This is a genomic window from Rothia sp. 27098_8_161, assembly GCF_041432905.1.
In the GTDB taxonomy this organism is placed as follows: domain Bacteria; phylum Actinomycetota; class Actinomycetes; order Actinomycetales; family Micrococcaceae; genus Rothia.
This window is the reverse complement of sequence record NZ_JAPWAL010000030.1, coordinates 1-9730: the sequence shown is the minus strand read 5'-3', so window position 1 is coordinate 9730 and position 9730 is coordinate 1. Positions and strand designations below refer to the sequence as shown.

Sequence of the window (9730 nt, the reverse complement as noted above, 5' to 3'; positions counted from 1 at the left end):
CCTTAAGGACTGCCAACCGGCGGAAAGGGGCACACCTTATCGAGCAAAGCTCAGTTGCCTAGTCTTCCTTAGCGGCAAGCTGACCGCATGCGCCATCAATATCGGAACCACGAGTATCACGAATAGTCGTCGGAATACCGTGGGCACGCAGACGCTCCACAAAGTTCTGCTCAACGCCCTTACGGGATGCCGTCCATTTCGAACCCGGGGTCGGGTTCAGCGGAATCGGATTCACGTGCACCCAGCCTCGGCCTCGCTGAGCCAGCTTCTTACCGAGCAGATCCGCACGCCAGCCCTGATCGTTAATATCGCGAATCAGCGCATACTCAATGGAGACGCGGCGACCGGTCGTACGGTAGTAGTCGTACGCAGCGTCCAGAGTCTCGTCGACCTTCCAACGCTGGTTAATCGGAATCAGCTCATCACGCAGCTCATCATCCGGAGCATGCAGAGACAGCGCCAAAGTAATGGGCAGCTTCTCCAGCTCGAACTTACGAATACCCGGCACCAGGCCCACGGTCGACATGGTCAGACCACGAGCAGAAATACCGAGGCCCTCCGGCGAAGGGTCAATCAGACGATGCACAGCACCCATGGTTGCCTTGTAGTTAGCGAGCGCCTCGCCCATACCCATGAAGACAATATTGGAAACACGCAGCGGACGAGTATCCTCAGAACCACCTTCTGCTTCTTCCAGGCCCTTCATCTGCTTCAGATAGCGAGCACCGGCAACGACCTGCTCCACAATTTCTGCAGTGGAGAGGTTACGGGTCAAACCCTGCTGACCGGTCGCACAGAAGGGGCAGTTCATACCGCAACCAGCCTGCGAAGAGATGCACATGGTCACGCGGTTGTCATAGCGCATGATAACGGACTCAATGAGCGCACCATCGAAGAGGCGGTGCACAACCTTCAGAGTGTCGCCACCGTCAGCCTCGAGGGTACGGACCGGGGTCAGAAGCTGAGGCATCGCCTGTGCAACTATCTGCTCGCGGTCCTTAGCCGGCAGGTCAGTCATCTCGGCAGGGTCAGTGACTAAACGCTCAAAATAGTGCTTGGACAGCTGGGATGCACGGAACGACTGATGGCCAAGTTCCTTCAGAAATTCGCGGCGGCCAGCCATGTCGAAGTCAGCGATATGCTTGGGCGGCTTCGCACGGCGCGGTGCTTTCAGGGTGATCTGGCCGGGTGCGGGGCGAATATTCGAGATTTCAACCGGCACCTTGGTCGCAGCGGGTGCGGTTGTCTCGCCGCTGTTGAGAGTTTCGCTCATGGAGCTTCTTCCTTGTGATGTGGATGCTTTCGGATACGTTATCACGCACCGGACCGGATTCGCCGGTTTCTTCAGGTGGAGGTGAGGCAGCTAAAGGTGGGTTCCCCTACCCTAGCGGTGAGACTTAGGCGGGAATCGGAACCGGGGTTACGCCAAAGCGAGCAAGTTCGCTTGCGCCACCGTCTTCTGCAGTCAGGACCCAGATACCTTCACTGTGCACAGCAACGGAGTGCTCCCACTGGCATGCATCGGAGCCATCAACGGTCACAACAGTCCAGTCGTCGGAGAGCACGTTAGTCTCGATGGAGCCGGTGACAAGCATCGGTTCGACAGCGAAAGCCATGCCGGGCTTAATCTTCGGACCCATGTCACGCACAGCGTAGTTCAGTACGTCCGGTGCCATGTGCATCTGGGAGCCGATACCGTGACCGACGTAGTCTTCAATGATGCCGTACTTATCGCCGTATTCTTCGGTCACATACGCTTCGATGGCAAGGCCGATTTCGCCGACCTTTTTTGCGGTTGCCAGAGCGGCAATACCATGCCACATTGCCTCGCGGGTGACAGCGGAAAGCTCGGCGCGTGCTTCGCTCACGTTACCAACCAGTACAGTACGCGCCGAATCGCCGTGCCACTGACGGTTGGTAGCGGGATCAATGACGTACGCGCCACCGTCGATGGAGAGAATATCACCGTCCTTGAGCACGTAGTCGCCGGGGATACCGTGAACAACCTCATGGTTGACGGAGGTACATACAGTTGCAGGGTAGTCGTAGTAGCCGTAGAAGTTGGAGGTTCCACCCAGTTCCAGCATGGTGCGCTCAAAGGCGGCGTTGACCTCTGCGGTGGTTATACCGGGGCGGGCTGCAGCCACTGCCGCATCGAGCGCGCGGCTGGTGATAACGCCTGCACGAGCCATCTGCTGAAGCTGTGCGTTGGTTTTAATTTCGACTCGTGCCATTCTGGCTCCTTAGGTATGTGGGGCGGTACGCCCAAGCTTAGAACTCTACAGACAGCACTGTACCCCCGCAAGTCTTTGTGATGCATCATGCACCTCAAATTGCGGGGGTACAGCAGAAGATTACTTCAGAGCGTCGAGGATGCGCTTGGTGACTTCAGCAATCTCGCCGAGGCCATTAACTTCCTTGACGATGCCGCGTTCGCGGTAGATTGCGATCAGCGGTGCGGTTTCTTCTTCGTAGACCTTCAGGCGGTGACGGATGACCTCTTCGTTGTCATCGGTACGACCCTGCTCTGCTGCGCGGTTGAGCAGACGCTCGACGAGTTCGTCGTTGTCTGCAACCAGCAGGAGAACGCGGTCGATCTTCTCGCCCTTGGCCTCGAGGATGGAGTCCAGCTCGTGCACCTGGGAGGTGTTGCGGGGGTAGCCATCGAGCAGGAAGCCGTTGACGACGTCACTTTCCTCCAGGCGTGCGCGCACCATGTTGTTGGTGACAGAGTCGGGAACCAGGTTGCCGGAGTCGATGTACGACTTTGCTTCCTTGCCCAGTTCGGTCTCTTCCTTGATGTTCTTGCGGAAGATATCACCGGTAGAAATCGCGGGAATCTTCAGCGCTTCAGCAATCTTGACGGCCTGGGTGCCCTTACCTGCACCGGGAGGGCCGACGATGAGCAGACGGTTCATCGGAGCAGTCCTTCGTAGTTTCGTTGTTGGAGCTGAGCATTGATCTGCTTGAGAGTATCAAGACCAACACCCACCACGATCAGCAGCGAGGCGCCGCCGAACGGGAAATTCTGGTTTGCGTTGAATAGGATAAGCGCTACCAGGGGAATCATGGAAATTACACCCAGGTAAAGTGCACCAGGCAACGTAATTCGATTGAGTACGTAGCTGAGGTAACGCTCGGTGGGCTTACCGGCGCGAATACCGGGGATGAAGCCACCGTACTTCTTCATATTGTCCGCTACTTCTACCGGGTCGAAGGTGACCGCCACGTAGAAGTACGCGAAGCCAATAATCATGAAGAAGTAGAGAGCAATGTACAGCGGGTGGTCGCCGCGCACCAGGTATGCGTTGATCCAGTTAACCCAGTCCGGTGGAGTGGAGCCGTCGGTCGGGGTGTTGAACTGGGCAAGCAGACCGGGCAGGGTCAGCAGGGAGGAGGCGAAAATCAGCGGGATCACGCCGGCCATGTTGACCTTGAGTGGAATATAGGTGTTGGTGCCGCCAATGGTGCGTCGACCAATCATGCGCTTTGCGTACTGCACAGGGATACGGCGAACGGACTGCTCCACATAGACCACAGCGAGCATAACCAGCAGGCCGATGCCGCAGACAGCTGCGAAAATACCCCAACCGTGGGTGCGCTGGATGGAGCCCAGAGCGCTCGGGAAGGAGGAAGCAATTGAGGTGAAGATCAGCAGGGACATGCCGTTGCCGACGCCACGCTCGGTAATCTGCTCACCCATCCACATGATGACGGTGGTACCTGCACACAGGGTGACGATAATCAGCAGGATGTGCAGTACATCGTCCTGGGGGATGATGCCGGGGCAGTTACCCAGCAAAACGCCGGAGCGCGCCATCGAGACGATGGTGGTTGCGTTCAGCAGAGCAAGAGCAATGGTCAGGTAGCGGGTGTACTGGGTGAGCTTTGCCTGACCCTGAGCGCCTTCATCATGCAGCTCCTGGAATCGCGGGATGACCACGCGCAGCAGCTGGATAATAATGGACGCGGTAATGTACGGCATCACACCGAGGGCGAAGATCGAAAGCTGCAGCAGTGCGCCACCGCTGAAAAGGTTGACGATATCGTAGACGCCACCGCTCGTAACATTGGCGTTCAGACACTGCTGTACATTTCCGTAGGAAACGCCTGGCGCGGGGATGAAAGTGCCCACGCGGTACAGCACAATCATTGCCAGGGTAAACAGCAGCTTACGCCGCAAATCAGCGGTCTTAAAGACTCGCCCGAATGCGCTCAGCACATGTCCTCCTGTAAGTCTATGGGGCACCCTTTCCTCTGAAGGAGTTTTAGGGTGCAGTAAACACGTCTTCCAGTCTATCGTGTTTGGAGCAGGTAACAATAACTCCCTAGCAGATTATGTAGCTTTTATATTCTCTTAACGCGATTTTTGAACAATACATGTGGTACACATCAAGCATTCAAATATACGAATACAGGAATACATCCCTGTTGTGAGTCTTTTCGAGCGGCAAAAAGCCCCCGCCGTACAGTGTACAGACGGGGGCTCTCTCGTCTTGAAGACTACTTAACGGTTACAGAACCGCCAGCGGCCTCGATCTTCTCGATAGCGGAAGCCGATGCCTTGTCGACAACAACATTCACCTTGACGGAGATTTCGCCGTTGCCCAGAACCTTCACGAGCTCATTCTTGCGAACAGCGCCCTTAGCAACCAGTGCCTCCACGGTGACGTCGCCACCGTTGGGGAACAGTTCCTGGATTCGGTCCAGGTTAACAACCTGGTACTCGGTGCGGAAGGGGTTCTTGAAGCCGCGCAGCTTCGGCAGGCGCATGTGCAGCGGCAGCTGGCCGCCTTCGAAGCCTACACGAACCTGGTAACGTGCCTTGGTACCCTTGGTACCGCGACCTGCGGTCTTACCCTTGGAGCCTTCACCGCGGCCAACGCGGGTCTTTGCCTTGTGGGCACCCGGTGCCGGGCGCAGATCGTGAATCTTGATAGCTTCTGCCATCTTTACTTGACCTCCTCAACCTTCACCAGGTGAGCAACGGTGTTAACCATGCCAACGGTGATGGGGTCAGCAGTGCGGACTACCTTGTTGCCGGGGCGCTTGAGGCCCAGGGAACGCAGGGTGTCGCGCATATTCTGCTTCTGACCAACATAGGACTTGACCTGGGTGATTTCCAGCTTTGCGTCGCTGGGCTGAATACGCTTGGCCATTACTACGCACCTGCCTTTTCAGACTTGGTGTTGCGCAGGTAGCTGGGGATAACCTCATCGGTGGGCAGGCCACGGCGGGCTGCCACTGCCAGGGGCTCCTCGAGCTGCTTGAGTGCTGCAACAGTTGCGTGAACGATGTTGATCTGGTTCGAGGAACCGAGCGACTTGGACAGCACATCGTGAATCCCTGCGCACTCGAGTACTGCACGCACGGGGCCACCTGCGATAACACCGGTACCAGCGGTTGCCGGACGGAGCATCACAACGCCTGCAGCTGCTTCACCCTGCACACGGTGCGGGATGGTGCGGCCTTCGATGCGGGGAACGCGGAAGAAGTTCTTCTTTGCCTCCTCGACACCCTTGGAGATTGCTGCGGGAACTTCCTTAGCCTTACCGTAGCCAACGCCGACCAGGCCGTTACCGTCACCAACGACGACCAGCGCGGTGAAGCTGAAGCGACGACCACCCTTGACGACCTTGGAAACGCGGTTGATGGTCACAACGCGCTCGATGTACTTGTCCTTCTCCTCCTCGCGAGCGCGGTTGTTGCGGCGCTCACCACGGCCACGACGCTCGCCGCGGTTGTTGCGGCGCTCCTCGCGCTGGTTGGAGGTCTCAGCGGTTTCAGCTACTACTGCTTCGCTCACCTGAGTTTCCTTTACGTTCTGCTCGCTCATTAGAGTGCAAGACCTCCCTCGCGTGCACCGTCTGCAACGGCTGCAACACGGCCGTGGTACTTGTTACCACCGCGGTCGAACACGACTGCCTCAACACCAGCTGCCTTGGCACGCTCTGCTACGAGCTCACCAACGCGCTTTGCCTTAGCGGTCTTGTCCAGGTCAGCTGCACGCAGCTCTGCTTCCATTGTGGAAGCGGATGCCAGGGTTACGCCCTTGACATCGTCGATAACCTGAACGAACATGTGACGGGTCGAACGGGTGACACACAGGCGCGGACGCGCAGCGGTACCCGAAACGTACTTGCGGACGCGAGCGTGACGACGTGCACGCTGCGCTGCCTTCGACTTGATAGCCATGTTTACTTACCAGCCTTTCCGACCTTGCGGCGGATGTGCTCACCTGCGTAGCGAACACCCTTACCCTTATAGGGATCGGGCTTACGCAGACCACGAATGTTTGCTGCAACCTGACCAACGAGCTGCTTGTCGATACCCGACACAGTCAGCTTGTTAGCACCCTCCACTGCGAAGGTAATACCCTCAGGAGCGGTGATGTTGATCGGGTGGGAGTAGCCCAGAGCGAACTCCAGGTCGTTACCCTTCGGGGTCACACGGTAACCGGTACCAACAATTTCCAGCTTCTTTTCATAACCGGAGGTAACGCCGATAATCAGGTTCTGAATCAGGGTACGAGTCAGACCGTGCAGCGAGCGAGACAGGCGCTCGTCGTTCGGACGAGATACAACGATCTCGTTTTCGTTCAGAGCCACGGTGATGGGGGAAGCTACCTTGTGGGAGAGCTCGCCCTTCGGGCCCTTAACAGTGACCAGGTTGCCATCGACCTTAACCTCAACGCCGGCGGGAACCGAGATGGGGAGACGTCCAATACGTGACATTATTCTCTTCCTTTCTCTTCTAACCGACTACCAGATGTAAGCGATGACTTCGCCGCCCACGCCCTTCTTCGCAGCCTGCTTGTCAGTGAGCAGACCCGAAGAGGTGGACAGGATTGCGATGCCGAGGCCACCCAGAACCTGGGGCAGGTTGGTGGACTTTGCGTAGGTACGCAGGCCCGGCTTGGAAATACGACGCACGCCAGCGATAGAACGCTCGCGGGACGGACCGTACTTGAGGACGAGGGTCAGGGTCTTGCCGACCTTTGCATCCTCAACCTTCACGTCGGCGATGTAGCCCTCAGCCTTCAGAATCTCAGCAATGCGAGCCTTCAGTTTGGAGTAGGGCATGGATACGGTGTCGTGGTATGCGGAGTTTGCGTTACGCAAACGGGTCAGCATATCTGCGACCGGATCAGTCATAGTCATTGTGGGCTTTAGCCCTTCCTCGTTGTGGTTTCCCTACCCCGCGGTAACGGGGTCTGGACCTACAACGTAGTCGTTAGTTGGTCTTGAACGGGAAGCCCAGTGCCTTCAGGATTGCACGGCCTTCCTCGTCGGTCTTCGCGGAGGTCACCACGGTGATGTCCATACCACGCACGCGGTCGATCGAGTCCTGATCGATTTCGTGGAACATGGACTGCTCGGTCAGACCGAAGGTGTAGTTACCGTTACCGTCGAACTGGCGGTCCGAGAGGCCGCGGAAGTCGCGGATTCGGGGCAGCGCCAGGGTGACGAGGCGATCCAGGAATTCCCACATGCGGTCGCCACGCAGGGTGACGTGTGCGCCGATGGGCATACCTTCGCGCAGCTTGAACTGTGCGATGGACTTCTTAGCGCGGGTAACAATCGGCTTCTGACCGGTGATTGCGGTGAGATCGCGGATTGCGCCGTCCATGAGCTTTGCGTCGCGAGCTGCCTCGCCAACACCCATGTTTACGACGACCTTAACGATCTTCGGGGTCTGCATGACGTTCTCGTACTTGAACTCTTCCTGCAGAGCGGGAACGACGACCTCAGCGTACTTGGTCTTGAAGCGGGGGGTGATCTTGGTTTCGGTCATTAGATGTCCTTACCCGAACGCTTAGCAACGCGCACGCGAACGGTGCGCTCCTTGCCGTCACGCTCTACAGTCTCGAGGCGGAAACCAACACGGGTCGGCTTCTTGGTCTCGGGGTCAACAATCGCAACGTTAGAAACGTGGATCGGTGCCTCAACCTTCTGGATGCCGCCTGCTGCGCCGGTCAGGGGGTTAGCCTTGGTGTGCTTGGTGACGACCTTGACGCCCTCAACAATCACGCGGTTTTCCTTGGGGAGAACCTTCAGAACCTTGCCCTGCTTGCCCTTATCTGCACCGGAAATAACCTGAACCAGGTCGCCGGACTTGATCTTAGCCATGAATTAGAGCACCTCCGGAGCCAGCGAAACGATCTTCATGAACTTCTTATCGCGAAGCTCACGACCCACGGGGCCGAAGATACGGGTACCACGGGGATCACCATCAGTGTTCTTCAGGATCACTGCGGAGTTCTCGTCGAACTTGATGTAGGAACCGTCGGGACGACGGGTTTCCTTCTTGGTGCGGACGACGACTGCCTTGACAACGTCACCCTTCTTTACGGTACCGCCGGGGATTGCATCCTTGACGGTTGCGACGATGATGTCGCCAATGCCTGCGTAGCGACGCGAGGAACCACCGAGAACACGGATGGTCAGGATTTCCTTCGCACCAGTGTTGTCGGCGACCTTCAGTCGCGACTCCTGCTGAATCATATTTCTCCTGTCGTCTCGCCGGTTCCGACTCGCTTTAGGCGCGAGCCAGCCTTGCGGAACATTTTTACGGGATTGGTTGACGCCCCGGGCCCCATCTCTATGGAAGGGGTTAGCGGAAACGTCTGGGGCAAACCCATGCCAGAAGCATTTGGACCCGCGTGAAGCGGGCGTATCCCACCCGTAAGTAGCGGCATTATGCACTGGCACGAGAAGCCCGTGGTTGTGCAGCTATTTGGATACAGCCACACAGTCTTAACACTGTACAGGAAGCAGGTATGTAGCGCAAGAGTTGATCGACTATGATTTCGGTCTCCTCCACCCTATCTCTGGGGATAGCCGGGTTTAGAGAGTAAAACCCCATATCCCACATCACCATCGATTGAGAAGGTCCATTATTTGACACTTAAAGCAGGAGGCCCCTTCGTGTAGTTCCTGACGCATAAGAAACTGAAGGGGCCTCGAGAAATCTATCAAACAATGTGTAAAACAAGGAAGATAGATATTTATATTTTACTACGCTTTACTGTACTTCCACGACAGACTTGCCGCAGGTAGCAAGAGATCACCCCAGTCCTACTCTCCCACCTCACAAGCGCACACACAGCATCAGAGGGAAGGCAGGGACTGTTTTTAGGTATATCGACCGCTCTTCACTCAGTAGCCAGGACACATATACTTCGCGGTACCGTCATGGACAAGAGGCTTCTCCCTACCAATTCTCTTCTAGAGCCTCGCAGTATTCATCAAAGCGCACATCCAGCACGCGGGGAACCTTAATCTGCAGGGTAGTCCTCTGCCTGGTTCATAGCAATGACGCCATATTTCGCCACCCTTGAACTCCACCAAAGCAGTGCTCTGAAAAAATCTGCTTAAAAATTTAGAAATTAAGGGTCGTTTTTTCAAAAATCAAGTTTTTTGGTAATAAATGTGCTTCAAGGTGCGAAAATCAGCAAGATGTACCATAATAGAAGAGACGCATGCGTCAAATAAGAGGTTCGGTCCTTATCGGACAGATTTCTTGGGTCCCTTTTTCCTCGCTAATCCGTTTGTCTAGGGACCGAACCTCGCTTTGACACAAACCCGCACTTCGGTGCGGGTTTTCTTTATATCTGAGGTGCCAGAACCCTACATTTCATCTTTTACGGGCTGTTAACTGGTCAAATATGGACGGGCGAGTGCAGAAGGGCCGCCTCGCCCTCCCCTATTTCTCTCATTCCTTCTCTCTC

The 9730-nt window shown here is 56.4% G+C and carries 13 protein-coding genes; all 13 read right to left on the bottom strand.

The features are described from left to right. Positions 1–58 precede the first annotated feature (58 nt). The gene (rlmN, locus tag O3648_RS07945) at positions 59–1273 is read right to left on the bottom strand and encodes a 23S rRNA (adenine(2503)-C(2))-methyltransferase RlmN (protein ID WP_279741262.1); all 1215 of its coding nucleotides are present in this window, start codon (positions 1271–1273) and stop codon (positions 59–61) included. A 124-nt stretch (positions 1274–1397) separates the two neighbouring features. Beyond that, entirely contained in the window at positions 1398–2234 is an 837-nt protein-coding gene (gene map, locus O3648_RS07940; protein ID WP_279741264.1) for a type I methionyl aminopeptidase, read from the bottom strand. Positions 2235–2354: 120 nt separating this feature from the next. Further along, the gene (locus O3648_RS07935) at positions 2355–2918 is read right to left on the bottom strand and encodes an adenylate kinase (RefSeq protein WP_279789303.1); all 564 of its coding nucleotides are present in this window, start codon (positions 2916–2918) and stop codon (positions 2355–2357) included. Next, positions 2915–4222 carry a preprotein translocase subunit SecY gene (secY, locus tag O3648_RS07930; RefSeq protein ID WP_279791145.1) on the bottom strand — a complete coding sequence of 436 codons (1308 nt, stop codon included), beginning with the start codon at positions 4220–4222 and terminating at the stop codon, positions 2915–2917. Before secY ends, O3648_RS07935 begins: the two co-directional genes overlap by 4 nt. 281 nt (positions 4223–4503) lie before the next feature. Further along, positions 4504–4950 (bottom strand): 50S ribosomal protein L15, encoded by a 447-nt coding sequence (gene rplO / locus O3648_RS07925; protein ID WP_279741269.1) that lies wholly within the window; start codon positions 4948–4950, stop codon positions 4504–4506. Between the two features lie 2 nt (positions 4951–4952). Continuing rightward, on the bottom strand, positions 4953–5159 hold the full coding sequence (rpmD, locus tag O3648_RS07920; RefSeq protein WP_279741271.1) for a 50S ribosomal protein L30: 207 nt from the start codon (positions 5157–5159) through the stop codon (positions 4953–4955). 2 nt (positions 5160–5161) lie between these two features. Continuing rightward, complete coding sequence (gene rpsE / locus O3648_RS07915) at positions 5162–5806, bottom strand: 30S ribosomal protein S5 (protein WP_204860947.1); 645 nt, start codon at positions 5804–5806, stop codon at positions 5162–5164. A gap of 29 nt (positions 5807–5835) precedes the next feature. Next, positions 5836–6195 carry a 50S ribosomal protein L18 gene (gene rplR / locus O3648_RS07910; RefSeq protein WP_279789299.1) on the bottom strand — a complete coding sequence of 120 codons (360 nt, stop codon included), beginning with the start codon at positions 6193–6195 and terminating at the stop codon, positions 5836–5838. Positions 6196–6197: 2 nt separating this feature from the next. Then, positions 6198–6734 (bottom strand): 50S ribosomal protein L6, encoded by a 537-nt coding sequence (gene rplF / locus O3648_RS07905; protein ID WP_005505004.1) that lies wholly within the window; start codon positions 6732–6734, stop codon positions 6198–6200. A 27-nt stretch (positions 6735–6761) separates the two neighbouring features. Further along, on the bottom strand, positions 6762–7160 hold the full coding sequence (gene rpsH, locus O3648_RS07900) for a 30S ribosomal protein S8 (protein ID WP_005505003.1): 399 nt from the start codon (positions 7158–7160) through the stop codon (positions 6762–6764). 73 nt (positions 7161–7233) lie between these two features. After that, the gene (gene rplE, locus O3648_RS07895; protein WP_005505001.1) at positions 7234–7794 is read right to left on the bottom strand and encodes a 50S ribosomal protein L5; all 561 of its coding nucleotides are present in this window, start codon (positions 7792–7794) and stop codon (positions 7234–7236) included. Next, positions 7794–8129: a 50S ribosomal protein L24 gene (rplX, locus tag O3648_RS07890; protein ID WP_005504988.1), complete on the bottom strand. Its 336-nt coding sequence runs from the start codon at positions 8127–8129 to the stop codon at positions 7794–7796. The genes rplE and rplX overlap by 1 nt, the downstream gene beginning before the upstream one ends. 3 nt (positions 8130–8132) lie before the next feature. After that, positions 8133–8504: a 50S ribosomal protein L14 gene (rplN, locus tag O3648_RS07885; RefSeq protein ID WP_005504986.1), complete on the bottom strand. Its 372-nt coding sequence runs from the start codon at positions 8502–8504 to the stop codon at positions 8133–8135. Positions 8505–9730: the final 1226 nt, after the last annotated feature.

Coding starts and splice junctions, on each gene's coding strand:
- rpsH (WP_005505003.1), bottom strand. CDS start 7,160: ATGACTATGACTGATCCGGTCGCAGATATGCTGACCCGTTTGCGTAAC.
- rlmN (WP_279741262.1), bottom strand. CDS start 1,273: ATGAGCGAAACTCTCAACAGCGGCGAGACAACCGCACCCGCTGCGACC.
- rplN (WP_005504986.1), bottom strand. CDS start 8,504: ATGATTCAGCAGGAGTCGCGACTGAAGGTCGCCGACAACACTGGTGCG.
- rplR (WP_279789299.1), bottom strand. CDS start 6,195: ATGGCTATCAAGTCGAAGGCAGCGCAGCGTGCACGTCGTCACGCTCGC.
- rplO (WP_279741269.1), bottom strand. CDS start 4,950: ATGGCAGAAGCTATCAAGATTCACGATCTGCGCCCGGCACCGGGTGCC.
- rplE (WP_005505001.1), bottom strand. CDS start 7,794: ATGACCGAAACCAAGATCACCCCCCGCTTCAAGACCAAGTACGCTGAG.
- map (WP_279741264.1), bottom strand. CDS start 2,234: ATGGCACGAGTCGAAATTAAAACCAACGCACAGCTTCAGCAGATGGCT.
- rplF (WP_005505004.1), bottom strand. CDS start 6,734: ATGTCACGTATTGGACGTCTCCCCATCTCGGTTCCCGCCGGCGTTGAG.
- rpmD (WP_279741271.1), bottom strand. CDS start 5,159: ATGGCCAAGCGTATTCAGCCCAGCGACGCAAAGCTGGAAATCACCCAG.
- O3648_RS07935 (WP_279789303.1), bottom strand. CDS start 2,918: ATGAACCGTCTGCTCATCGTCGGCCCTCCCGGTGCAGGTAAGGGCACC.
- rplX (WP_005504988.1), bottom strand. CDS start 8,129: ATGGCTAAGATCAAGTCCGGCGACCTGGTTCAGGTTATTTCCGGTGCA.